The 25,324-nt window shown below is 40.3% G+C and carries 23 protein-coding genes; 8 read left to right on the forward strand and 15 right to left on the reverse strand.

Annotation, left to right across the window (positions count from 1 at the left end; all coding sequences use genetic code 11):
• Window positions 1–67: 67 nt before the first annotated feature.
• From tnpC to OQE68_RS23160, 4 genes are all read right to left on the reverse strand, one after another.
• Window positions 68–1,666, reverse strand: a complete 1,599-nt coding sequence (gene tnpC / locus OQE68_RS23145) for an IS66 family transposase (RefSeq protein ID WP_266195801.1) — start codon at window positions 1,664–1,666, stop codon at window positions 68–70.
• Between the two features lie 85 nt (window positions 1,667–1,751).
• Window positions 1,752–2,084 carry an IS66 family insertion sequence element accessory protein TnpB gene (gene tnpB, locus OQE68_RS23150; protein ID WP_180571849.1) on the reverse strand — a complete coding sequence of 111 codons (333 nt, stop codon included), beginning with the start codon at window positions 2,082–2,084 and terminating at the stop codon, window positions 1,752–1,754.
• Between the two features lie 2 nt (window positions 2,085–2,086).
• Entirely contained in the window at window positions 2,087–2,470 is a 384-nt protein-coding gene (locus tag OQE68_RS23155) for a hypothetical protein (RefSeq protein ID WP_180571848.1), read from the reverse strand.
• 49 nt (window positions 2,471–2,519) lie between these two features.
• Window positions 2,520–3,428 carry a DMT family transporter gene (locus tag OQE68_RS23160; protein ID WP_180569737.1) on the reverse strand — a complete coding sequence of 303 codons (909 nt, stop codon included), beginning with the start codon at window positions 3,426–3,428 and terminating at the stop codon, window positions 2,520–2,522.
• A 139-nt stretch (window positions 3,429–3,567) separates the two neighbouring features.
• On the opposite strand from OQE68_RS23160, the gene OQE68_RS23165 reads away from it, so the two are divergent.
• Window positions 3,568–4,050 carry a MarR family winged helix-turn-helix transcriptional regulator gene (locus OQE68_RS23165; protein WP_180569738.1) on the forward strand — a complete coding sequence of 161 codons (483 nt, stop codon included), beginning with the start codon at window positions 3,568–3,570 and terminating at the stop codon, window positions 4,048–4,050.
• 18 nt (window positions 4,051–4,068) lie between these two features.
• On the opposite strand, the gene OQE68_RS23170 is transcribed toward OQE68_RS23165, so the two are convergent.
• Together OQE68_RS23170 and OQE68_RS23175 are read right to left on the reverse strand one after the other, a co-directional pair.
• Window positions 4,069–5,031 (reverse strand): phage exclusion protein Lit family protein, encoded by a 963-nt coding sequence (locus OQE68_RS23170; protein WP_180569739.1) that lies wholly within the window; start codon window positions 5,029–5,031, stop codon window positions 4,069–4,071.
• The gene (locus OQE68_RS23175; protein ID WP_180569740.1) at window positions 5,028–5,636 is read right to left on the reverse strand and encodes a hypothetical protein; all 609 of its coding nucleotides are present in this window, start codon (window positions 5,634–5,636) and stop codon (window positions 5,028–5,030) included. Before OQE68_RS23175 ends, OQE68_RS23170 begins: the two co-directional genes overlap by 4 nt.
• A gap of 269 nt (window positions 5,637–5,905) precedes the next feature.
• Here OQE68_RS23175 and OQE68_RS23180 point away from each other — a divergent pair, with 269 nt between their 5' ends.
• Window positions 5,906–6,139 (forward strand): hypothetical protein, encoded by a 234-nt coding sequence (locus OQE68_RS23180; protein ID WP_180569741.1) that lies wholly within the window; start codon window positions 5,906–5,908, stop codon window positions 6,137–6,139.
• Between the two features lie 19 nt (window positions 6,140–6,158).
• Here the strand turns inward: OQE68_RS23180 and OQE68_RS23185 are convergent, their stop codons facing one another.
• Together OQE68_RS23185 and OQE68_RS23190 are read right to left on the reverse strand one after the other, a co-directional pair.
• Entirely contained in the window at window positions 6,159–7,562 is a 1,404-nt protein-coding gene (locus OQE68_RS23185; protein WP_255490963.1) for a hypothetical protein, read from the reverse strand.
• Between the two features lie 26 nt (window positions 7,563–7,588).
• On the reverse strand, window positions 7,589–8,383 hold the full coding sequence (locus OQE68_RS23190) for a substrate-binding periplasmic protein (protein ID WP_163834275.1): 795 nt from the start codon (window positions 8,381–8,383) through the stop codon (window positions 7,589–7,591).
• Between the two features lie 219 nt (window positions 8,384–8,602).
• Here OQE68_RS23190 and ushA point away from each other — a divergent pair, with 219 nt between their 5' ends.
• Window positions 8,603–10,204, forward strand: coding sequence for a bifunctional UDP-sugar hydrolase/5'-nucleotidase UshA (gene ushA, locus OQE68_RS23195; protein WP_266195802.1), 1,602 nt, complete (start codon window positions 8,603–8,605; stop codon window positions 10,202–10,204).
• A gap of 61 nt (window positions 10,205–10,265) precedes the next feature.
• Here ushA and OQE68_RS23200 read toward each other — a convergent pair whose 3' ends face one another.
• The 4 genes from OQE68_RS23200 to OQE68_RS23215 form a co-directional block, all read right to left on the reverse strand.
• Window positions 10,266–11,549: a DUF6638 family protein gene (locus OQE68_RS23200; protein ID WP_180569744.1), complete on the reverse strand. Its 1,284-nt coding sequence runs from the start codon at window positions 11,547–11,549 to the stop codon at window positions 10,266–10,268.
• Window positions 11,550–11,569: 20 nt separating this feature from the next.
• Window positions 11,570–13,486, reverse strand: coding sequence for an ATP-binding protein (locus OQE68_RS23205; RefSeq protein WP_180569745.1), 1,917 nt, complete (start codon window positions 13,484–13,486; stop codon window positions 11,570–11,572).
• Between the two features lie 9 nt (window positions 13,487–13,495).
• On the reverse strand, window positions 13,496–14,626 hold the full coding sequence (locus tag OQE68_RS23210; protein ID WP_180569746.1) for a hypothetical protein: 1,131 nt from the start codon (window positions 14,624–14,626) through the stop codon (window positions 13,496–13,498).
• Between the two features lie 96 nt (window positions 14,627–14,722).
• Window positions 14,723–15,793: a coiled-coil domain-containing protein gene (locus tag OQE68_RS23215; protein ID WP_180569801.1), complete on the reverse strand. Its 1,071-nt coding sequence runs from the start codon at window positions 15,791–15,793 to the stop codon at window positions 14,723–14,725.
• Between the two features lie 1,563 nt (window positions 15,794–17,356).
• Between OQE68_RS23215 and OQE68_RS23220 the strand changes: the two genes are divergently transcribed.
• Complete coding sequence (locus tag OQE68_RS23220) at window positions 17,357–17,590, forward strand: hypothetical protein (protein WP_180569736.1); 234 nt, start codon at window positions 17,357–17,359, stop codon at window positions 17,588–17,590.
• A gap of 176 nt (window positions 17,591–17,766) precedes the next feature.
• Here the strand turns inward: OQE68_RS23220 and OQE68_RS23225 are convergent, their stop codons facing one another.
• From OQE68_RS23225 to rnz, 3 genes are all read right to left on the reverse strand, one after another.
• Window positions 17,767–18,336: a hypothetical protein gene (locus tag OQE68_RS23225; RefSeq protein ID WP_180569747.1), complete on the reverse strand. Its 570-nt coding sequence runs from the start codon at window positions 18,334–18,336 to the stop codon at window positions 17,767–17,769.
• A 298-nt stretch (window positions 18,337–18,634) separates the two neighbouring features.
• The gene (locus OQE68_RS23230; RefSeq protein WP_180569748.1) at window positions 18,635–19,309 is read right to left on the reverse strand and encodes a response regulator transcription factor; all 675 of its coding nucleotides are present in this window, start codon (window positions 19,307–19,309) and stop codon (window positions 18,635–18,637) included.
• A gap of 370 nt (window positions 19,310–19,679) precedes the next feature.
• Window positions 19,680–20,693: a ribonuclease Z gene (gene rnz, locus OQE68_RS23235; RefSeq protein WP_180569749.1), complete on the reverse strand. Its 1,014-nt coding sequence runs from the start codon at window positions 20,691–20,693 to the stop codon at window positions 19,680–19,682.
• 262 nt (window positions 20,694–20,955) lie between these two features.
• Between rnz and OQE68_RS23240 the strand changes: the two genes are divergently transcribed.
• From OQE68_RS23240 to OQE68_RS23255, 4 genes are all read left to right on the forward strand, one after another.
• The gene (locus OQE68_RS23240; RefSeq protein ID WP_180569750.1) at window positions 20,956–21,597 is read left to right on the forward strand and encodes an alpha-ketoglutarate-dependent dioxygenase AlkB family protein; all 642 of its coding nucleotides are present in this window, start codon (window positions 20,956–20,958) and stop codon (window positions 21,595–21,597) included.
• A gap of 11 nt (window positions 21,598–21,608) precedes the next feature.
• Window positions 21,609–21,947, forward strand: coding sequence for a hypothetical protein (locus tag OQE68_RS23245; protein WP_180569751.1), 339 nt, complete (start codon window positions 21,609–21,611; stop codon window positions 21,945–21,947).
• Window positions 21,948–22,125: 178 nt separating this feature from the next.
• The gene (locus OQE68_RS23250; RefSeq protein WP_180569752.1) at window positions 22,126–22,770 is read left to right on the forward strand and encodes an MBL fold metallo-hydrolase; all 645 of its coding nucleotides are present in this window, start codon (window positions 22,126–22,128) and stop codon (window positions 22,768–22,770) included.
• A gap of 140 nt (window positions 22,771–22,910) precedes the next feature.
• Window positions 22,911–25,238 (forward strand): methyl-accepting chemotaxis protein, encoded by a 2,328-nt coding sequence (locus tag OQE68_RS23255; RefSeq protein ID WP_180569753.1) that lies wholly within the window; start codon window positions 22,911–22,913, stop codon window positions 25,236–25,238.
• Window positions 25,239–25,324 lie beyond the last annotated feature (86 nt).

Here is a 25,324-nt window from a genome sequence, read left to right on the forward strand (position 1 = left end):
GTTTGGTCGGTGAGCTTCCGAGCGGATAGTGTAAACAATTAAAATGGCTGACTTAGTGTAAATTAATTTATTTTTCTGCCTTAAAATCCCATGGCAACCATTGATCAGGATTGGCTTTAACAGCCGCTTTATTACGTTGAATGGCATTTAAATAATCAAACACGTTAATTCCTGCACTGGCAGCGGTAGCAATCACTGAAGTCAATACATCCGCTACATTGGCACCGGTTTGTGTTTTATAAAATAAACTATTTTTTCGACCTCGAACGATGAGTTTTAACATCGCTTCCATTAAGTTATTATCCAGTCGCGCGCCTACATGGGTACAAAACCGGGTAAGTCCCTCATAGTGTCGATCAAAGTAACAGATAGCTTTTCCTAGCCCACTATTGTCTTCAATTTTGCCACTTTGGATTAATTGATTACCCCATTCTCGTAGCGCAGCCATCACAGGCAAAGAGTGAGTCTGGTGATAGGCTAGCCGTTGTTCAGGTGACAACTGTTCCTGGACAACTGTTGCCTCATTAAGCCAGATCGTTTGGTATTGCTTAAGCACATACTCCACCTGTGTGGGGAAATGATTAAACACATCCGCAAATTGGCGGCGCCCATGGGTATTACAGAGCGAGCGAATGGTTTCGCAACCGCTTTGCGGGTTATTATTGGCTAAGGCATCGCTCATTAAAATGGGCGGGGGTTGATCAGGTGAACGCTTTTCCAGCAGTTCGTCAATGAGCTCACCGGCATGACCCACATTGGTTTGGAACAACACGATTTGGTGCTGATTGCTTAAATTCGCAATCACACCTGAGGCATAAATGCCTGTTCGTCGTTTGGCTTTTTTCTGTTTAAGCCGCTTTTTCATCACCGGGCCCTGTTTTAATATGCGGTGCCCCGTATCATCTAATAAATAATCGACGGCATTAGCCGCTAACTCTTTTAGCCGATCAAACAGTGGCGTCACATCATTTGCCACATAGCTGCTTTGATCATAAAAGGTAGAGCTACTGATGGCGACTCCTAACAACCCTTGTAAACATTCTTGCCGATAAAAAGGTGAGCCTGCAAAATATTTGCTTAACACCATTAATGAGCGCGCTGAGTAACCATATTGCTGCTGTGGTTCACCATCCACGGTGACCGCTTCAGGTAAAGGGGCAGTGAAATAGGCTCCGCACGCATTACAGCGGCGTTGTTCTGCTAAGTGTAGTTCTCGGGCATAGGGGCTCTGACCGGTAATACGCAACAAACGGGCGGGTTTAGTAGAATACAGTTTTCCTATTTCACAGGCAGGGCACACCTCACCACTTTGGTATTGAGTTAGCGCATGATTGATGGTCACCGGTGGTGTGGTGCTTTTCGGTTTAGGGGGACGCTGACGGGGTGGCTTAGCCAGCTTGTCCTTGCTCTCACCTGCTGTGGTATTTTCCCCACATAAATCACGTAGCTTTTCAGAGCTCATTTCAATACCCAGTGATTTACGCAGCTTATGGAGGGTAATTGAGTGGGTATGCAGTTGTTGCTGTAAATGCTCAAGGGTCATCAGCGCATCTAAAATATACTGATTATCCTCTTGGCTCAGCGATAAACCATAAGCTTGGGCTTCACTAATCCGCTGCTTCAGTGCTTGAAGTTCTGTGCGATTAATTGTAGTGGTTTGAGTCACTGCAATCCCTTTTTATTATTCACCCAGTAGCATACGCCTTTATACATAACACGCAAGTCGTATAATGAAAATCATGCTGCACTATTTAGCTCAAAGGCACTATTCGTGTTAACGCTTGCCCTCGTAATAAAAGACTGAGTTGTTTAGCCGCCAACGGGTTGATAGGGGCTGTTCCTGAAGGCCAGCCTAAAAAACGCCCTTTTGATAACCGTTTTGTCATTAGCCAAAAACCGGTGCCATCATAGTGGAGCGCTCGAACCATGGTCTTACTCCGATTAATGAAAACAAATACCACGCCTGAACGAGGATCTTGATTTAAAACCTGCTGGCATAAGGCAACAAACCCATCAATGCCTTTGCGAAAATCCGCCGGTTGGGTAGACAATAAAATACGTGAGGTGGCTGTTAATGCAATCATGCTTACCTCCTTCGCACCGCCTGTAATTCTCGCACGACAGCACTGAGCTGATGGCTGGTTAATTCACCTTCAACCACCAGTTGAGTATCGTCGCCAATACACACGGTCACACACAACAAGGAGGGTGTTTCTGGTGACTCGGGTAAAGGTATAAACTGATTAGCCTCAGGAGCCTCATCGACTTCGGGTGTTGACTGTTGCCAGCGCTTTAATGCTGAGTGACTTAACCCCAAGGTATTAATCACCTGGGATATGGGGTAATTCGCCAGCAATGCAATGGCTTGTTGGCGAAGGGTCAGTGGAACTTGCTTGCGACCCAGTTGAGGGTTATTTCGCCAAGTTTTAAACGCCGCTGCAACGCTTTCTAATGTGGGGGAAACTGACATAGGCTTACCTCTTAATAAGTGAGGTAGTCAGTTAATCAGATTTAAAAAGTTAAGTTGAGCTACGCTCTCGGAAGCTCACTTTGGTCGAAGCGGTGCCTTTTAAAGATTTTGCTTTAACCAGGCTTTTGCGATTAATTACCTTCATTAAAATCAATGCACTTAACACAAGTGCCACACCCAACCATTGTATAAAAGACAACGACTCGCCTACCAGTAACAGGCCTAACCCAACAGCAGTGATTGGGTTAAGTAAAGCCAATAAGCCAATGATATGGCTACCCAAATGTTTTAAAGACCAAAACCAAATCAAGTAAGCTAACAGGGTGTTGACTAGACTTAGCCATAAAAGGGCGGGTACTTGATCTATAGCTGGGATTTGTACAGGGCCTTCAACTATCCAAGCCAGTGGCACTAGTAATAGGCCTCCAATCAGTAACTGCCAAGCGGTCAAACCAATAATATTCTCAACTTGCCAGCGCTGTACCCAAGTGGCTGATGTAGCTATTAATAGTGTCGCGCCTAAGGCAGCCATCACACCAATAGGGTCTAGGTTAGCAGAAGGATTTAATAGTAATACAATCCCTGCAACTCCAAGTGTTGAAAGCGATAACCAAGACCAAGCGGGCCTGATTTTGTTAAAAAGCCAGTTAAGTAACAACAGTTGTAGTGGTAGCGTTGAAGTTAAGGTACCAGCAACTGATCCTGGTAGTCGATAAGCCGCGATAAAGAGTAGTGCAAAGAATGCAGTAATATTAAGCAGGCTTAGGCCAGTTAATTTGCCTGCACTGACGGGAAGGGTCCGTAAAGATTTAGGTGTCAATAAAATTAGAATGATGCCCGCAGGTAATGCACGCCAAGTAGCAACCCATAATGGAGATAAGTCAGTTAGCCATAAGTTAACAATGGCATAGGTGCTTCCCCAGAAAATAGGCGTAAGGGCAGCAATTAGGTACTTCATCGTACTGCATTTCCTTGTAAATCATTTATCTTTATGTAAAGTAAATTAGTATAAAGATAGTGTCAAGCTACTTCCTGTACTTTCAAAAATAGTTAAGCGCTGGCAGACTAGCTCAGATTTTTCATCTATGGTGGAATGTATGAAAAAAGACCATGTGGATCTGGTGTTGGAACAGTGGCAACAACAGCGGCCTGACTTGGATGCAAACCCAATGGCTATTTTTGGTCGGCTAAGCCGAATGAACAGCATTGTTGAACCAAAAATAAAAGCCGTGCTTAAGTCGTATGGTTTAACTTTAGCTGAGTTTGATGTATTGGCTGCTTTAAAAAGAGGCGGCCAACCACTTACACCGACAACGCTTTATAATACTACCATGCTAACTTCTGGGGCCATGACAGCAAGGTTGGATAAACTTGAGCAACGAGGGTTTATTCAGCGTCAGCCTTCAGCAACAGACCGCAGAAGTTTGTTGATTGAGTTAACTGAAGCAGGTTTGCAGCTAGTTGATACTGCTGTGGTAGCCCATGTTGAAAATGAACAACAAATGTTGGCTTGTTTTAGTGAAGAAGAAAAAGAACAACTGGCAAAACTAATGAAAATCTGGCTATTAGCCCATGAATAAATTAGAGGTGCCCTAAAGTTATTTTTTTGTAGGCTTTTTACAGTTGTTTGCTAACGGTAATAAAGTAATCTCACTACCTCTTTTTTGTAATAGTGAACGAAGTTTAGGGTTAGCAAGTCCGTTGGCAATTGTCTCAATTTCATTAGCAAGCTGCCGTATATCTCTGGCCGTCATGGTAGCTTTATTTGCAGGTTCAATAAAATCATTTGGATTAAGTCTTAGGGCATCTACTATAGCTTGAAGTCGCTGCCCAGTTAATGGATGTGTTTGCTGGGGTGAGCCCTCTTTTAGCGGGTCTCTCATGCTGGTTGCCATAAACCAAACGACCATACCTGTTGGAGGCAGGCGCATTCTCCTCAAAATATTGATTGCAAAGTGATCAGCCTGAATTTCTTGAGCGATGGCTTGCTCGCTATTTATCGTATGATAGGGCCGATGCCGGTAATGAATATGGCCCAGCTCGTGTAAAATAATAAATGTTAGTGCTGATTTAAGTATTTTTTGCGAAACGTCATCAACAAAATGGTCAAGTTTATAGGCATTAGTTGGTATCCCCAGTGCTTGCAATGGAGTTGGTAGTTTTAAATGACTGAAATCAAGTGCTGCGATATAGTCAAACACAATTTTTTTATCGCAATGAAAACGCTCAAACCATACAACAGCAATAGCTAGGTCATCAAGAAACTTAACTGATAAAGTGGGTGCGAGTAGATCTCCAGTGACTGGATTTGATGCAAACTCAAACGGATCATTCGCTCTATACCAGGGTTGTAGGAGATTGACACGACGTAAGCTGGTTAGTTCATTATTAGTTAAAAAGCCTGCGATATCACTAAATAACATGCCATGCACATTTGGTGTATAAACCTGATGGGCCTGTTGGAGTGTTTCCTGAGAGTACATTTGGCTATAGTCACGGGCTGCTGTTGAAAATGTAACTAAGGATAATAAAAGCCAAACAATATGAATAAATAAGCTCATGGGGAACAGTTTGGATAAAGTGCATCAAATAATGCTTTGACTGGCGGAGGGTACTCAGAGAAAGTAATTGTGCTCAACTGTTTAACGGGTCCCCACTGTTCAATATCCCATACAGAAAGAAGTAGCACTTGTTTGGCATTGCGTATCGCTAAGGCAATTTGCTGCTGAGTATTATTGTTTGAAGGTTGTTGTTTCAGTAAATGATTTGCGCAGTTTAGCATTTCGATGGTTGTTAATATCCTTGTTCTTGTTTCCAGTGTATTTTGTAAATGTTTTACTGCATGCTGTTTAGGGACTGGTGCCATACCAATAAAGGCTTCTGTTGATGTTGATTGATAATGACCTGTTTGGGTATTTACACGAGAAATCTCCACGTCATGAGTCAGTGAGTAATAGAGCACTAAGCTACCAAATGCCACAAAGAAGGTACCTGGTCCAACCCGTGAAAGTACAATTTTAACGCCAGGCAATGTCAGTTTGCCTGATTGATTATTTTCTAATGGTAAATGAAAAAATAATCGATAACCCAAATAGATGGTGAACCCCCCAATTAAGACAACCAAGAGGCGTTCTGCCATACGTAAAACTGAAACAGGGTCATCCATAAGCTTACCTTGTTTAACGGATATTTAATGAGGCTAAATATATACCCAAAGTGAATGGTTTTTAGGGGCGGCCGTCGAGCGATGAGGCCCCATGAGTTTATGTATTTATAAATAATGGGGGCGAAGGCAGTAAAGTACTCCTGTATGAACTGCATTCCCATCATCCATGATGGTCAAGCGACGACAACAAACCCTAAAAATCATTCGAGAAGGGCATAGCTTTTATATTAGCTATACTTTAGGAAGTAGCCATCGTTATAGGTGTGAGTATGGAATATGCCAAGTTACAATCCATGGTGGACTGTCACCAGGTAAGGGAAGGATTACTCAAAATCAGTGAAACAGGGAATGGCTGGGCAGTAGTGGTGGAAGACTTAAGTGGTCATCAGTTCCCTTTAACTGATCAACATGGTCACGAGAAACTATACCATTCACTGGATAATGCCACTGGCGTTTTGAAAAAATTAGGGGTTATTCAGATCAATGTTGTTGAAAGCTTTTGAGCTAAATGACATCAACAGGTTATACCTGTGAGGGAAAAACCATTACCCAATTTACAGTTGTTTCACCCGTCAAATCACGATAAAAATAACCTTGTAATTGGTTTTTAATATAAGTATCGATAGTGTTTATTGCAAAGTCTAGTTTGTTCAATAATGCTTGATCACTATCGTCGGGCTGATGTAATAGCAAATAGGATATCATTATATTCATATTCATACTTTGTTTTGAAATTCGGGTTTGTATTAACTTTGGATCATCGATGTCTTTAATAAGGGAAAAAATAATCTGCAGTGATATTTTTAGTGGTGCAAAGTTTGTGCTGAATACAACTTGGTCATCGATGATTAAATCATTTTTATTAATGAATAACGATGTGTTGTTGCATAATTCAATCAAATCGTTTTTGTAGTAGAGTTGCTTATCAATAGTGCTGTGTTGATAGGCGAGTTTAATTTGTTTTGATAACTTGGAAAATTGGCTGTATTTGTGCTTATAAGCTTCTATGCTTTCAATAAGCTGTTGAATATAGTTGCTGGTATTTTCATTTTTTATACCGTTTTTATTTATTTTGTCAACGATGGTGGTTAATTCGTTTAAGTCTTTTAAGGCTTTTATGAATTCCTCATTGATCGCGGTTATTAGGCCTGTCGCTAAGTTTTGTTCTAAACCAAAAAGTAATTGGTATTCATTGACATGGGCGTCAGTGGATTCAGGCGGTTTGGAATGTTCCTTTAACGTTGAAACATAACTACAAAGCTTATTAATAGTCATAATAAGCTCATTGATTTCACCTAGATCCTCTTGGTGGGTGAGTGAAATGGTTAGTTTTTTGTCAAGTGTTTTCTCATATTGGCCTAACTGCTCTGATATACTTACAATGTGTTTGGTAACCAACTTCCAGAAAATAAACAGTATAGTAAATGAAACAATCAGAGTTTTGGCGAAGTTAGAAAAAAAGATTAACGCTAGTTTTTTTAGCAGCCTTGAGTAGACCGTTTTAAAGTTGTAGTGTATTTTTAGTTCGCCTAAAGGAGTGGTTTCTTTTTTATTAGTGTCTTTAAATGTTAACTTAAATGTGTAAATTTTAATATAGTTTTTATCTTCAGCGGAAGTTTGTCCTTGGGAGATATTTTTTCTATTAAGTTGTATAACTTCAACACGATCTACTTCTGGTATGTTTAATAAAGATTGGGTTTGTATACTAATTTGCTCATCATTGACCTCCCATATCGATACAGCAAGACTTGGCACATTAGTTGTCTTGATTTGTTGTAAGGTATTTTCTATGCGTTTGATATCATGGTAGTAATCATATAAAAGTTGGGAAATAGTAATAATGAGTGCAATAGAAGTGCTAACGCCAATCGTTATAAACAGAAACTTACGCGCAATGGGGCTATTACTGTACTTGCTGAAAATCATAGCCACGTATTGGTCAATTACCCTTTTTACTTGGGAATGTACTTACGAAGAATCTTTTCCGCTACCCCATTACTTTTCAAAATGGTAATAGCTTGACTGTACTTAGTCGTCAGTTCATAAGCTCTGGGGGATTTTTTCGATACAAACCAGTAAAAGTTGATTGTTTCAGCGCCTATTAGTGGAATACCTTTAATATCTTTTGGGATTGTATATTGACCAATAGCTACGCTACCAAAGATGGGTTCCAGGCTACTAATTAATAAATCACATCGATCCAGGGACACCATTTTCAAAGCACCTAACGGGTCTTTAGGGCAGCAAACAAATTTTTTGGTCTTATTTATTTGATACTTTTCATACCAAATGTCTGAGTTGTATCCTAGTATTGTGCAGATACTAAAGTTATTTAAGTCAGTAAATTTGGTAATTGGAATGCCATCAGGGTATTTTTTTTGAGAAAACCAAATGCCTTCGTGAGTTTCATAAACAGAGGTGGTTAGGTAATATTTCTCAGCACGCTCTTTATTGTAAGTGCCGTCCATGAAGGCTTCATATTTCTTCTCTTTATCAAAATTCGCTACGGAGTCTAAGCAACGTTTCCATGGCATTAATTCTAGTGTATATTTAAGTCCGGTGATTTTTTCGACTTCTTTCATTAAGTCAATATTAAATCCAACAATTTTGCTTCGATCAGGTTTGCCATCCACTCGGGGGTGGTAGTAGTAAGGGGGCCATCCAGCTTCATCATCACAAAAATTAACGGGCTCGGCTCCGAATAGGGGAAAGCTTAGGCTTATAACAAGAAATAACCATATACGCATTCTTTAACCCTCATTCTAATATTGGTAAGTGATTGATATTGCAAATTACACTTATAATCGAGCGCCGATCAGGGGTGAGCCTACAAGATATCTTTCATCCAACGCTTTGTTTATTAACTTACCATTCTAGTTTAGATCATGTGTTTTATGTATTTAGCGTGACAAATGGTTTTGGTATAGTAGCGGCTGCCTAAAAAACTGAGAAAATAAGTAAAGCATATGAAATACATAATGAAGTCACGTTTATATCGGTTAGGGGTATTAGCTGCTGCAGCGGCTGTGGTATCGAGTTGTGCATGGTTGCCTGCGTCGTATGATGATGAAAAAACATACAAAATCACTTTGTTACATACCAATGATCACCATGGACGCTTTTGGCCAAACCGCCATGGTGAATATGGGCTGGCCGCAAGAAAAACCTTAATTGACCAAATTCGTCGAGAGGTTGCTGCCGAGGGTGGCCATGTGTTGTTATTGTCTGGGGGGGACATTAATACAGGGGTGCCAGAATCCGATTTGCAGGATGCTGAGCCAGATTTTAAAGGAATGGAACGGTTAGGCTATGATGCGATGGCACTTGGTAATCACGAATTTGATAATCCACTAGCGATATTGCATAAACAGCAGACTTGGGTCGACTTCCCATTTTTATCGGCCAATATTTATGATCAGCAGGGTAAACGGCTGTTTCCTGCTCATACCACGTTTAATTTAGATGGGTTAAAAGTTGCTGTTTTAGGTTTAACAACAGAAGATACTGCTAAATTAGGTAATCCGGAATATATTAGTGAGGTTAATTTTCGTAACCCAATTACTGAAGCTAGCCAATTAGTCCCTAAGTTAAAGCAGCAAGCTCAAGTGGTTATTGCGGTAACCCATATGGGGCATTACCCTAATGCCAAGCATGGTATTAATGCACCCGGTGATGTCAGCCTAGCGAGGCAAGTGAAAGGGTTGGATGTTATTGTGGGTGGTCACTCTCAAGACCCTTTATTTAAACCAGATAAGCAAAATGGCACATTGATTTTACAGGCCTATGAATGGGGCAAGTATGTTGGTCGGGCTGACTTTGAGTTTAAAGGTGGAGAATTAACACTGACCAACTACCAGCTTATTCCGGTTAATTTAAAGAAAAAGGTTAAGCAGGGTAATAAAGAAGAGCGGGTACTAATCGGCCAAGTAATTGCTGAAGACAGTGAGTTGAAAGCCTTTTTAACGCCATATCAGGAAAAAGGGCAGGTGGAGTTAGGTAAAGAGGTTGCTAAACTGGATGGTAAACTAGAAGGCGATCGTCATGTGGTCCGTTTCCAGCCAACTAATTTGGGTGAGCTGGTTGCTAAGGCACAACAAGAAAAAATGCAGGCAGATTTAGCAGTCATGAATTCTGGAGGAATACGTGACAGTATTGAGCCAGGCTCTGTTACCTATAAAGATGTTTTAAAAGTACAGCCATTTGGTAATTTAGTGGCTAAGGTCGATTTAACGGGTAAAGAGTTATTGGACTACCTCAAGGTGTTAGCTGCTAAGCCAGCAGACTCGGGTGCATTTGCACAGTTTTCTGGTGTTCATTTGTTGATAAAGCAAGGTAAACTGATTAAAGCCACCATTAACGGTCAATCAATTGACCCAGCAAAAACTTATCGGATGGCTTTAAATAGTTATATTGCCGCAGGCGGCGATGGGTATCCCAAACTAGATAATCATCCTAATTATGTTAATAGTGGCTTTGTCGATGCAGAGGTGCTCAGTGAGTATATGAGCCGGCATAGCCCCATTACAGTGATAGATTATCAGTCTGAAAAGAAAATTGTTCGCAAGTAATTGATTCCCTCCGTTATGAATCATTTTTAGCGGTAATGATCAAGCTGAACAAAAGGGCTCATTATGAGCCCTTTTGTTCAGCTTTTGTGGTTGCTTCAATCATCGCCTGATGTTGCTGTAGGTAATCCATAACATATTGTTGTTTTGCTTCAGGCCATTGACTGAATTCTAAGTTAAAGCGGGGCCGATTAAACACATATAGCCGTAAGTAATTATAAGGCGTGTAATGGCTCAACAGATGATTGATAGTGCGGTAAGATTGCTGTGCTCTAGGGCTATTGGCAACCTGGCAAGTATGAAACATTAACTCGTCTTTATTTGGAATAGTCCTTTCCTGTCGTTCAATAGCGGCGACTAAATCATGCAGTTTATGAAAGCTTTCTGGTAAGTCTTCAAAATTTTGATTAATAAATTGCTTTAACTGAAATTCAGTGAGTCGCTTGTCGCAATACTGGCCGATAGAAATTAAGTGGTCAATAATCACCTGATGTTTTTTAAAACGAAGTTGGTCTACCTTTTGTTGCAGTTTTCTTTTCTGTAGTGGTTCTATTAAGCCATATTTAATTAAAAACTGAGAAACTTTTTGATATTCATGGCCATGAATGTGCTTACAATCGTTAGGTAACTGATCTTTTGGAAATTGTGGGTCTATGGTTATTAAGGTGGGTTTGGGGCGAGTATCCTTAAAAACGTAAATCCCACCCATATGAGAGGTATAGTAATTATTTTGTTGGTAGTTGAGCGTATCAGGAACGATTTTATTCAGTTGCACATTACCTACAGTTTTACCTAACTGAATAATGGTTTGCAGATAATCATCATCTAACCAACGTTGATTATCTTCGTTTAATAGCTGCTCGATCATTTGCTGTAAATTGAGCGCCTTAGAAATAAGCTGTTTAGGGGTGTCAATTTGAAATTGCACCTCATCAACATTGATAATATCGTCTATTGATTGTATACGATATAACTTGTTGTCTATTTCACCGTAGATAGCATCTAAGGCTGTTAAAGTAAATAATGCTAGGTGATTATCATTGATAAACCGTTTTAGACAATCACTGGTAGACGAGAAGTACTCACTGAGAGAAGGTAAATCTCGTTGCGCTATCGATAATAAAATAAATTTGGGGTTGGCTCCTGCATCATCAAGATAGTCAGGTTCCTTTAGCTCCATTGCCACTTCTGGTGAATAACCACTACAGTCGATGTGAAATGCTGTTAGTTGGGTAGTCTTGCCTGTTAATAGCGTAAGTGCACTATTGTAACGGTTGATTAAATGCGGGCTGGTGACTTCCATTAAGTCACCATAGAGCAATTTTTCTGGTACGCTATCCAATTTCATGGGGTGCTCTTAGTTCGTTGTTACTTATTAACGGGAGAGAGTGATTGATTGGCAAACTGCTGTTGAACTTGCTGTTCTAACGTCAGTTGTCTCACCCGGTCGCTGATGTATGCTTCATCAGATGAGGCGGCGTAGCGAAACTCAGAGTCGGCATAGCGATTGATTTCCTGCAGAACCATCTCAGCGGTAATTGGTTGCTGCAAGGACTTAATCATTTGTAGTTTTTCATCATAGGGTTTATGCAGAAATAATTCAGGCTCACTAAACCACTCATCAGGCATATCAAAATCCATGCTGCGTACTTTGACAGCATCAGTAATGTTTTTAATAGCCCGACCGGTGAAACGCTCATCGGCTTGTTGGATGTTTTTTAAGTAGTGGCCAAGTTTTTCTAATGAGTCTAGGCAGCCAAGCTGTTTAATGGTTTGCTGATAAACATCCAGCAGTTTTTCTTCTTGGGGCAAGTTATGTTGTTCGTAGTTAGATTGAATCAACTGCTGTATTTGTTGGCTGGCGAATAGCTCAACATCACCAGTCGGAATGGTATGATTATTACCTAACAATAAAGCGAGGATATCAATATAATCTGCCTTGGTTTGTGGGCCATCAATTAAAAATCGAGCACTGGCACGTTGGCGTAAAGCATCATCAACATTCTCTGGATAGTTAGAAAATAGCCCAAAACTGCAATTGCCTAATACTCGGGTACCAGAACCGGCAAACGACTCCATTAATACCGCAGTTACTTCCTGTTGACCCGCAGAACTTTGCTTATCACCCCGTTTACCAGCTACTTGGTCTATATCGTCAATGGTACCAAAACTGATGACTTGAGGGTTGGTGATATTACGAATAAATTGTTTGGCATTTTGGCCGGACTTTCCTTGGTAGGAGTCAATATTGTCAGGACCAAAGTTTTCATAATAAAAAGGATATCCTGCTACTTCGCAATATTGGTGGAGTAATCCAGCAATCATTTGAATTAGAGTGGTTTTACCGGTGCCTGGTTTTCCATCACCCATAAAAGTAAAGATAAATCCACCTAATTCTGCAAAGGGATTTTGTTGTTGTTTAAAATCATAGCAAGCCAGCATTTTGGCGAGTTTTTGCGCTTGAAACTTGGCAATTGCGTTACCAACCACCTCTTCAGGCTTTTTAAAGGTCATGGTCAGTGCTTGGCTTTTCTGTCTTTGTTGCTGACGTTCTAAACCATTAACATTAAAATCATCGGCTACAACATGAAAGTGATAGGCTTGAAAATTATCAACATTGGCTAAGCTGCTTCTGAAGCGGGCAAGTTCATCCAGCAGGGTGTCTGCAAAAAATACACTGTAGCCGATCAGATCATCATCGGTTTTTACATACTGGTCAATTAACTGATAGTACTGAGCTAAACAATGTTTAACCGAGGCTAAGGGGGAGGTGAGTTGAATATCCAAGATAAGCTCTGGGTAACTGACCCGCTTAGGCGCTTGGGTATATTTAAACTCAATAAATTCAGCAAAAGCGTGCAAGCCAATAAAAGCGCTGGTTTGTAATAGGGATTTAAATTTTTGTTGTAAACTGCTGTCTAATGTACCACGCGCGTTGTCTTCCTGGAGCTGCTTCAACCCAGTTAATTTGCTGAACTCATCAATCAACGCTGTGGCAATGGCTAGGCCGCGATGGAATACAGTCACTAAGTGGTGTTGCTGGTCAGTAAGCAAGGGGTGATCGGGGGTGATCTTGCTAATTCGATCAACCAGCTTGATAGTCTGGGTTTGTTCAACAAAGCCTGTCGCTGACGTACCTGGCAAGGTATTACGTCTTAATCGTGATGACTGATCTGTTTGTTGAGGTTTATACCGGTGTTGAAATTCAACCAAAGTGCCGTATACATTCTGGCTGTGTTTTTTAATATGTTGTTCGCTAATTTCGACTAATTGTTTACTATCCATTAGGTTGCCTTACATATAAATTAAATGGCCATCAGCGGAAACAATGTATTTATTAACATCGTGTAAAGGGTTGTCAGGCATTTCTGCCAGCAGTTGAAAAGCTTCATAGGGTAAAATAATGCTTTGTTCTACTGCTGAGGCACCCGCTTCAAATGCATCAAAGTCATGATGGTCGATATGGTATACTTGCTTTTGCTGGCGTCCAAAAAAACCTTTTGCGACCTCAGAAATCCCCTTTGAAAACAAACTTTCAACAGACCAAGCAAATAACCAGCGTTTATCAATTGGAGCATGATTAAATAAGTCCTGCACAGCCTGGTTATGTTGAGTCATATTATTTAAATAGAGTGGGCCTATATGAATTCTTTTTAACAGTTTTGGGTGGATTAATGGAAACTGCTTATCCAGCTCACTGGCAATAGTGACTAGTTTTAATGTGGATAACGACTGACTTAATAAATGATCGATCAATTTTTGCCAGGTTGCATCATCTTCTGTCAGGTTAAGCGGGGAAGAGGTATCAAAATATAACAGATAGATATTGGGGATATGCTTGCTGGCATCGTATACAGCCCAATGCATAAAATAGCGTTGGTTGTTTGCTGCTTCCCCCTCATTACTTGCTATTTGATGTAGCTTGGGGGTATTGCTGGAAAAAAATAAAGTGTTACTGTCTAATAGTTGGTGATATTGCTGTTGAGCAATTTCGTATTGAATATCGCGCGAAATTTTCTTTTGTTGTAAGCAATAATCGATAAGCTGTTGTTTAAGCTCATCAATAGGCGGGTATTTATTTACTAACTCGGCTCTATTATCGTAGTCTAACTCCATTTCTAATAAGGTTTGCCTGACTGGTTGACCGGAGTCAGTTGGATTGACTAGTAAATGAGAGGTTTGCCGATGGTTCACTTGTCCATTAAGTTGATATTTAGCTGATAATGCAATAAAGCTGTTTTTAAGCCGTTTCAAATAATCCAGAGTGACTTGGTCATCTAGGGTATTTCCATGGCTGATTTGTTGTGACGTAATTTGGCAGAGCTGTTTGAGGATAGTGTTCAGTTGCCAAAAATAGGTACGGGTGGCTTCTGGCGTATCAAGTAACCAGTTTTGAGCCGTTGGGGGTTTTGAATCCGCATGCATTGTTTAGAAGTCCTGCTATAGCAATATGCTAGCAAGCCGGCTTTAAGCCGGCTGGAGGAAATAACGTGATGTGATAGTCCAAATGACATTTTGCCCTTATTGATCGTAATCAGCTGAGTCATGTTTGGCCACAACATTTTGGAAGCGGCGCATAAAGCGCTCATCTGCCCGGGCTTTCTTTGCCATTATATCCTTGGATGCTTGCATATTACCTGAATGGCTTTCCATCATATCCATTAAGCGGTTGTTGGTAGCGGCTGCAATATGAGCCATGCCTTCTTGGGTTTTACGGTCTACTGCAGAGCCGATTTCATTTAACCGATGGGCCACATCCTGTTGTTGAGAGGTTTTTAATGAGTGCTGGTATTGTTCAAACAGAATCACCCGTTGGGCGGTATCAGTTTTTAATTTATCTATTAATACTTGTTGTGCAGTTTTTTGGTTATGCAGTGAGTCTACATTGGTTTTGTTCATGTCAATGTATTTTTCCAATGTTTGACTTTTAACCAGCATCGATTGTTCTTGGTTGCGTAGAGAGTTGTATTGTTGATTCAGCTCATGCAGTTCAGCTTCAAGAGAAGCGCGCTTGGCTGGGTCTGCAGCTTCACTGATTTGATTTTCGAGGTCAATTAACTTGGGGTCAAGTTGATTGAGTTGTTGTTTAACCTGTTCAAGTGACTCAACCGTTTGCTGACGCTGCTCAATCGTATGGCTTAGGTTTTTCTCACCTTTTTCCAGTTGCTCAATAAGGACTTTTTCCTGGCCTTGCAAAATAGATACAATTTTATTTGACTGAACGATCAGGTCATTCAGGTTTTCACTGATATCAGCTTCTTTAATACGATCAGCCCGCATTTCATCGGCTTTCTGGCTGCTGAAAATACCAATGAATTTCTCCATTCCAGACTGTTCTCTAAGGGCATCAAAATCCGTACCCAGCTGGCAGGTGACTTGGTCTAGCCCCATAATCAGAGAAGCGATATTGGCATTAAGCTTCTCTTGATTAGCCCATACTTCATTGAGCTTCGCATTTTCAATGTCAAGTGCTTGCTCGTCCAGGCTGGTGTCCAAGGCAGAGGACAATTCAGCTGCAACAGAAGCTTGGCTTTTGGCCTGGGTGTCTAGCTCTTGCTCAACTTCCTTGATTTGGTTTTCTAAATCGTACATCACTTACTTCTCCGTCTAAATCGAGCTGTTTTAATAACAGACTATAGCCCCATGAATCAATGGGTGCATACCACATTTAGTAATAATCGATAGTGCTTTTATTAAGGGCACCTCTAATCATTGTTTGCTGTCTCTGTTCTTCTTAGTATTAGTAGAGATTGCTTGTTGAGTTACTATTCTTGAATAATGTTGGTAGGAGAGATTCAAGTACACTCTTTTATGGCCATTAACGTTTGTAGATCAATGACTAATTATATGAGATACCCTTCACATTGGGTATATATTTATAGATACACTCGACTACCAGATACAAGGCCATTATCAAATACACCCAGTGTGTGAAAATAAGGGAAAAATACTGCAAAATCCATTCATAAACTATATAATCAGTGCCGAGATATAGAGCATTGTGCTGATATTATTACAGATAAGTAATACTACTTTAGTATATTATTTGTATTAGAGGTGCCCTTAAGTGTATCGACGACGCTTTGGGTGTAAATATAACTTTTCAAAAAATTTACACTAAATACAAATGATCACCGTCTTGATTTAGTAGACCCGTCGCGAATCATTTTTAGGTTTTGTTATCATTGCTTCTCACCCCAGTCACCTATTTCAATGGGCTTCGTCACTAAAACCCTTCGCATTGGGTATATAAGCTCTAATATTGATGGCTGGCTTCAGGCTAATCAGCAAAAATGATGAGTATGTAAAACTACGTAAGCTAAAATAAAATAATTATTGTATAGAAAAAAATGCTTGACATAACTTTAAGTAGTATTAGAATTATCAACTCTGCACTGAGTTAAGAACGTTGCTGTTACACAATTCTTGTTACAGTTACGGTGCTAGTCAATGAAATTGAAGATTTTTTGAATGAATATAGGAGGTGTACTCATGATTAAGTTTACAGGTTGCGATCAGTCAGCTTTGTGATTGCTTGAGTACATCTTTGTGCTTGGGCGGTAACAGTAACTGCCCAAGCCAGAAAACCTGGCCAAGGCCAGGTTTTTTTATGTCTTAAATTTAAGGCAAGTAGCAAGTGTCGGTCTAGATGACCTTAGCAATTAAAACTGCTAGTTGGTGGCAGTGTTTACTTGTCTTTATCTTGTCATTAAGCAATCTGGGCATTAGCGGTTTAGGCTTTGATGTAGCTACTTTTTGCTGGGTATTTTTAATACTCATGTTTTAGGTATACATTAGAATGTCAACTGTTGTTTATATAAGCTAAAAAATAGCTGATTAAAATCTCCACAGTCATTAGGCTGAGTTTTCTAAAACTGCTTTTTATGTGAAAAGGCTAAGGAAGCATATGCCTTTAATTTTTCAAGGCCATAATACAGGGTTGAACATCTTCGGTTTGTAATAAACGGTTGTATGTATCGAAGCCTAATTTAACCGTTTGGGGTTATAGTTTTTTAAACCCTAATGGATTTGTTTTGCCTTAAATTTATGGTCTGAAAAGAAGTAATCATAACGGTCATTATTTTTATGAAGTTATGATTAATATGTCGTATCAGTCGGTAAACAATTAATCCTTAAAGTGAAGAGGGAAACACAATGGCTAAACGAAAAATTAGCTGGCGAAATCCTATTGCAATATCGCCTTTATTGAAAAAAGGTGGTGTTCATGAAAAATCTAATAAAGCAAAACGGGCTAGTAAAAAAAGACAAACCCAACGAGTGGTGTCGGAGTGGTCTGGTGGCTCCGATAACCACCGTGCTTTTGGCAGCTCACCCATAGCAAGTTTATGGTGCCCTTTAGGTGAATATACTCAATTTAAGTTAAAGTAAGCAGGGGAGCGTCAATGCAACTCTATTTGTCTGTCGCTAATCTTGCTGGCTTTATTGTGAGTAATGTCAAACTAGTTTATATAACACTAACCTGGCAGTTATAGGTTAGTGTATATTTTCCCCGCCTTATATTGCTATATCGCACTTACTTAACAAACAGCTTTTCTATTAAATTTTTATTGATTTATAGCAGTTAATTTTCCATCTGGTGTTGTTTGTAATTGATGAACGCCTTGTTGTGATTCTATTTGATAGCGATAACCGATAGCTTGAATGTTATTTTTGCTGTTGCCTAACATAACCCCATATTTGGCTTCTTCACTGGAATCACCCCGCTTAGCCAGGCAACTCCAACGATTAAATTGCTTGTTATACCAAGGGTAATGGGTCACAGTACCATCAGGAGTAATCGTATAAATACCTTCATAAGGGTCAAGTGGACGATTAGGCTGCTGGCTTATTAATTGTCTTGATGGACATACTTCAATAATCAAATAGTTTTCTAAATGGTCACTATAAGCAAATCCGCATAGTTGGGTTTGACCTGTTTGAATGGTGCAGGTTTGAATATACTCTAATACTGGGGCTTGGTTGCTATATTGATTGAGCTGCTGGTTAAGTAGTACTCGTTGATTAAGGTGAAGAAAGATTGTTTCGCTTGAGCTGAGTTGGGAGGGGAGTTGAGAGCACCCGGCGAGAGTAGCTAACGCGGTGAGAGATAAGAACCTTAATCCAACACTATTCACAATTTACATCCTGACTTTTTAACTTGTCGCTTATTATAGCCAAAGCGCATTACTTATTTATAACTCAGTAGTTAGTTTTTAACCATCAGCCCTATTGATGGGCAATCTTTAAACTCAGTTATTATATCACACTGGCTGATTTGAGTTGTGAATCGGCTTTAGAACTGGCAACTGTATAGTGGTCTATGAGGAGTGATGGTGACTTTAGCGGATATCGTCGCAATTGTGAGATACTGCTAAGAACTTAGATTATTAGCAGTATCTCAAATAGTCAAAAGAGTTGGCTGAAGCGTATTATTTAAGCAGTTTGAAATGAAGGCCTATTGATCAAATAGCTTTGTAATATCTTCATTGTAATGATTGCTTGAGTGCGATTTCGTACACCTAATTTTTTGAAAATACTGGTTAGATGGGCTTTAACTGTCGCTTCTGCAACACCAAGTACTTGCGCTATTTGTTTGTTAACTTTGCCTGCAGTGAGTAATATCAGCACTTTGTACTGTTGGATAGACAACAATTTTAGCCGATCACAAATAAAGCTGAGTTGTTCTCGTTCTTCTGGCGTAATTTGTTGATTATAGTTAGGGGTGGGCCCATGGTTTTTAATATTATGCATAAGTTGGATGAGCTGGGTTGCCCCTGATTTTTTTGGGAAAATACCATTAGCGCCTAACCAGTAGGCTTTTGCTGCCGTTGAATCGGCATTATTGGTCGGGGTCATAGCAATAATTTTTATTTGTGGAGAATAGCGTTTCAGGTAATAAATATGAGCTAGCCCATAGCCTCCATCGGCTAAGATATCCAATAACAGTAGCTTATTGCCTGGCAAACGCTTAATTTTACTAAGCCATAGTAATGGATTATCAACTTCATATAAGGTTGTTTGGGTCAGTTGTGACTTGATGACGCGAATAAGTTCAGCTCGGAATAATGGGTGGTTATCATGAATAAATATCTGGTAATGTTTAGCCATAGTGTTGGGGCCTTTTGTTATTATTTTTTTAAGTGATCATTTTCACCCAATGCCATACGTTTCTATATGATTGAGCACGATATTACAAGCCCTTTTACTATTTGAAAAGAATTGGTCTGGCTGATGTTGTTTGCTTTGATGAGAATATTTACAAAATAACAGATTAACGATTTTTCTAGATAAAAAGTCAGGCAGTTTAACCACCTGACGATGTACCAGTAATTAGAGTAATACAGGAGCAATTACTGAGGGGGATTTAACTACCCTTATCTCAATCATCTATTATTTATAGTTTCATGGCGCTTCTTGATTCAAAGTTATGCCTAAAAATCATTTTAATTGGATATTAATAGAGTATTTGATTAAATTTTCAGCAGTTAATGGCGGGAGTGTTATTTGGTTTTTGAATGAGCTGAGTCAACAGTAGTTTACCTTCAGTGGTGAGAGTGTACTGTTGCCAGTCTTCTGCTAAAAACAGTTGGCCATGAAAGTGCTTACTGGCTTCTTGTCGGATATCGTTGATCGTTAGCTTTCCTTGGTTACTTGAATCTCTATAACGAGCGCTAAAGTGGGTTAAAATTAAATTAGCTAATTTAGCTTGATTGGCTACTTTGGCGACAGCCGCAGCGGTTGAGTGATGAATAGTGGTTGCCAACCTCAGCAATTCTGGTTCGGTTAAAGTTGACTCGTGTATTAATAGTGAGACTGACTTGAGCCAAGGTAATAGTTGTTGTGGATTAGCATTATCCCCAGCAATCAGCACTTTGGGGGCCGGTGTTGTAGGAGAAAGCAAATCACTACCATCAATTTCTCGTCCATCCTCAAGTATGACTTGTTTGCCTTGTTTCAGTTGTTGATAAATTGGTCCAGGAGGGATACCAAGTGCTTTAGCTTTGGCCGCATCAAGATGACCGGGAATATCGGGCGGAGAAATCAAATAACCGTAGCTGGTAATGTTATGTTCCATGGGTACTACATCAATTTGATGTTGATCGATTGTTAATGTCGTTGGAATTGAGTTGACTTCAATAATAGTGAGTGGATAGTTAAGGTATAGCTGGGTATGGTGGCAGATTCCCTCTATTAATGCTTTTATCCCAGCAGGACCAATGAGTGTCAGAGGTATATTTTGGCTACCCCCTTGTAACGCTCGTGTGGCTAACAAACCAGGTAAACCATAGCAATGATCGCCATGTAAATGGGTGATAAAAATCGTTGTCAATCGGCTCAGACTAAGTGAGGTATGCAACAATTGGTGCTGGGTGCCTTCCCCACAGTCCACTAGCCACCAGTCTGCTTGCTGATGTGGTTGTACAGCAATAGCTGTTACATTTCGCTGCTTGGTGGGAATTCCGGCTGAGGTGCCTAAAAAAGTGATTTTCATATGAGCTACTTCAGGTCAATTGGCTACAGGGGTACTATTAGAATACTGCACTAGAGCCTGTTAACACTATTTGAACTTTTACAGCCATAACCCTTCGGGCCGAGATTATTTTTTCGCCCAGCCGTGCTACAAGTCATTTATGTAGAGTGACTACACAGCACTCATTGTGCCTTGCTGGACAAAAAATAGTCTCCGGCAGTGGTGATTCAAATAGTGTTAACAGGCCCTAGCCTACGATTATGAACTTAGCGATAATAGTGAAATGAAACCGTTGTCACTTGCTTTAACCAGCCCTAATATTATCTCGCTCCCTCTTATTGATGCCGGTGTGTGGTATATTCCTACGTTATTTTCTCAGGCACTGGCAGCGGACTATTTTCAACAACTGTCGTCAATGAATCATATCCAGTGGCAGCAAACACAAATCAAGCTATTTGGTCGTGAGTGTTATCAGCCTAGATTAACTGCCTGGTATGGAGATGAGCAGGCTGAATATAGTTATTCTGGGTTGCAACTTAAACCGTTAACCTGGTGTCCGGTTTTATTAGACATTAAGCGGGTGGTAGAGCACGCCATTGATACTTCATTTAATAGTGTGCTGTTAAACTACTACCGAGATGGGGCTGACAGCATGGGATGGCATAGTGATGATGAGCCAGAACTAGGTCCACGGCCATTAATTGCTTCCGTTAGCTTTGGTGCTGAGCGTGACTTTGTTATGCGTCATAAGCACTATAAATCCAATGGACTTAAACCCGTGGTGATGACTTTAGCCGCTGGGAGTTGTCTGGTCATGGCGGGAACCACCCAGCAATATTGGCAACACCAAGTACCCAAGCGTTCGATAAAAAAAATCCCTGATGGCAGAATTAATCTGACTTTCAGGTCAATCATCACTCCATAAAATCTACAATTATGAATCAGGTTGTTAGCCAATTTTTAAGTAAACCATCGCATTGTGAGTTATGTGAGCGAGCAGAAACACTCACTCGGCATCATTTAATTCCCCGTACCCATCATCGCCGAAAAATTTTTGTTAAGCGTTTTAGCCGCCAGGAAATGACGAACCGTATATTGTGGTTATGTCGCCCTTGTCACTCCCATATTCATACCTCTTTTAGTGAACGGGATTTAGGCTTGCAATACAATAGCCGGGAAGCACTATTAAACTGCCAGGAGATTACCGGGTTTATTGATTGGATTAAAGACAAGCCTGCTGGCTTTAAACCCAAAAGCAATCGCAAGCGTTGGTAACTTGTTTGTAGAGAGTGATAGATCAAGAAAACATAGCCGCTTATACTTTTCGAAAAAATGATTGGCGGTGCCTTTAGTGCTGCTACTGCTAGCCTTGCATTAATGGGCCCAGCTAAAAAATAGTCATGTTAACGAATAGTTGAAGCCTGATTGAGAAAAAACAATAGTGTAATTGAGCATGTTAAAATACCAAATTCACCCTGTAACACCTTTTCAGCAAAATTGTTCACTGGTTATTTGTGAAGCGACCAGTAAAGCAGCACTTATTGATCCAGGCGGTGAGACAGAACGATTAATTGCCGCTGTAGCAAAAGCTGGCGTCACGCTGGAAAAAGTATTATTAACCCATGGGCATCTGGATCATGTAGGAGCTACTCAACAGATTGCTCGCCATTTTCAAGTACCTGTTATTGGTCCTCATATTGCGGATAAATTTTGGTTAGATGGTTTACCTGAGCAAAGCCAAATGTTTGGTTTTCCACCAGTGGAAGCATTTACCCCTGACCAGTGGTTACAGCAGGGTGATCAAGTAACAGTGGGGGAAGAAAAACTGAATGTACTGCATTGCCCCGGTCATACGCCTGGGCATGTCGTGTTTTATCACCAGCCTACGGCGCTAGCCTTTGTCGGCGATGTTATTTTTGCTGACTCGATTGGCCGAACTGACTTTCCTCAAGGCAATCATGAAGCATTGATTCACTCTATAACACAAATATTATTTCCACTGGGTGATGAGGTGGAGTTTATTCCTGGTCATGGTCCTAATTCAACATTTGGTCAGGAAAAATGCACGAATCCATTTGTTAGTGGACAATTTGGTTAGCCTGCTCTTTATCTTTACTACATCATCTACACAGCCCGTGTGAGCTAGCAGCGGAGGGGCTCGCAAACTCATGGGGTTCGTCTATTCTAAAGTCATCAGTCAGTGATTTTGTCACTTTTGAGTAGAAGGTGTAGTGGACGATGAAAAGTATTCGCATGAAATTAACACTCATAATCATGAGTGTTACTTTAATTCCCCTCATCGTGTTAGCCTCTATATTAGGTTTTCAAAGTTATCAGTCTGCGCGTCATGCATTGGAGGTCCAGGCTCACGGGCAATTGGTTTCTATTAGGGAAATAAAGAAACAACAGATTGAACGGTATTTTGGTACCATCCGTAATCAAGTGCTGAGTTTTGCTAATGATCGGATGATTATTGATGCAATGGCGGAGTTTAAAACGGCCTTTGCCAATTACCGTAGTGAGGTTGGAGAGTTAGAGATTAATAAACTTAAATCTGAACTCAAGCAGTATTATGATGGTGACTATAATAACCAATATGCAAGCCGAAATAGTGGTACAAAAAAAGAAATTGGCAGTTTATTTAATCAATTAGATGATGATTCTATAGCATTACAACATGCTTTTATTAAAGCAAATCCAAACCCCCTAGGCGAGAAGGATAGCTTGATTAAGCTGGATGGAAATACTAACTATGCAACAGCTCATGCTAAATACCATCCTCATATTCGTGAATTTCTCCAGCGTTTTGAATATTACGATATTTTTTTAGTAGACTCAGAGACAGGCGATATTGTTTATTCTGTTTTTAAAGAATTAGATTACACCACTTCTCTTAAAAGTGGGCCTTATGCTAATTCAGGTATAGGAGAAGCATTTAAAGGTGTAGTTAATACCAGTGATCGAAAAGTGCATTTAACGGACTTTGCCAGTTATACACCCTCTTATGAAGATCCTGCATCATTTATTGCGACTTCTATTTATGATCAAGGTAAAAAGCTGGGCGTGTTAATTTTTCAGATGCCCATTGATCGCATTAATTTAATTATGACCCATGAAAAACATTGGAAGGAAACAGGATTGGGAAACTCAGGGGAAACCTATTTAGTAGGTGCTGATTATACCATGCGGAGTATGAGTCGGTTTTTAATTGAGGATGCAAAAGGCTATGAAGCTGCGCTGGTCGCGGCAAAAATCGACCGTAAAATTATTGATACTATTTTATCCAAGGGAACAACCATAGGGCTGCAACCGGTAAAAACAGTAGGCACCCAAGCGGCGATTGCTGGCAAAAAAGATTTTCAAATTTTTCCTGATTATCGCAATGTACCTGTATTGTCTGCTTATAGCCCTTTAGCCATAGAGGGGTTGAACTGGGCAATCATGAGTGAAATTGATGAAGAGGAGGCCTTTGAACAGGCCGATGAATTACAGGTTTTTATTACTCAAGTCAGTATTGGTGTGGTAGTGGTGTTTTTTATCCTTGCCTATTTGTTGAGTATGGTGGTTTCTAAATTATTCACTTACCCCATTACTAAGTTAGAAGATAATATTTTATCTATTCAACAAGACGCGGATTTAACCAAACAAATAAAACTGGATGTTAAGGATGAGGTGGGCCGAATTGCCAGTGCTATTAACGGTATGTTGAGTAAGTTTAATCATACGGTAAAACATATTACTGATGCAGTGGTGGACTTGCAGCAGTCGGCTAATAAAATGGCTAGCTTAAGTGCAAGTACTGCTGATGGCGTTATGCAACAGCAGTCTGAATCACAACAAGTGGCAACTGCTTCAACAGAGATGAATGCTACTGCACAAACGGTTGCATCCAATGCGGCTTCAGCAGCGCAATCAACGGATCGGGCAAACTTGTTGAGTGAAGAGGGTATTCAAATTGCCAACGAAACTAACGTGTCTTCTGAAGCACTGGTTAAGGAAGTATCGGAAACAGCCAGTACTATGGAACGAGTAGAGGCAGATAGCGATAAAGTCGGTTCTGTGTTGGATGTGATTCGTAGTATCGCAGAGCAAACCAATCTTCTGGCATTAAATGCGGCTATTGAGGCTGCTCGTGCAGGTGAGCAGGGGCGTGGCTTTGCGGTGGTTGCTGATGAAGTCAGAACCTTAGCCCAGCGTACTCAGGATGCAACCCAAGAAATTCAGCAAATGATAGAAAGTTTACAAACAGGCTCTCGTGAGGCAGTGGCAATGATGAATCGTTCTGTTGAGCGAGCAACAGGCAATAAAAGTCAGGTTGAACGGCTGAGTGAAGCTTTAAGTGAAATTAGTAACTCTGTTTCAGAAATTAATGAAATGAATACTCAAATGGCGGCGGCGGCAGAAGAACAGCAAATGGTAGCCGATGGTATTAATAGCAGTATTGTCCGAATTAATGACATTTCTTCGAGTACTGCAAGTGATGCACAAAGTAGCTTAGATACAGGACAGCATGTAGAGCGATTAGCCAAACGCCTGGAGTCGTTGGTTAGTGAATTTAAAGTGTAAAACAACTGCAATAAAATAGACGTTTTATTAGGCTCAGTATGTAGTCACTGTGTAAAAGTTATTTTTGTAGCAGGTGGTATTTTCTG

The sequence above is a fragment of the Spartinivicinus marinus genome (assembly GCF_026309355.1).
GTDB classification, from domain to species: domain Bacteria; phylum Pseudomonadota; class Gammaproteobacteria; order Pseudomonadales; family Zooshikellaceae; genus Spartinivicinus; species Spartinivicinus marinus.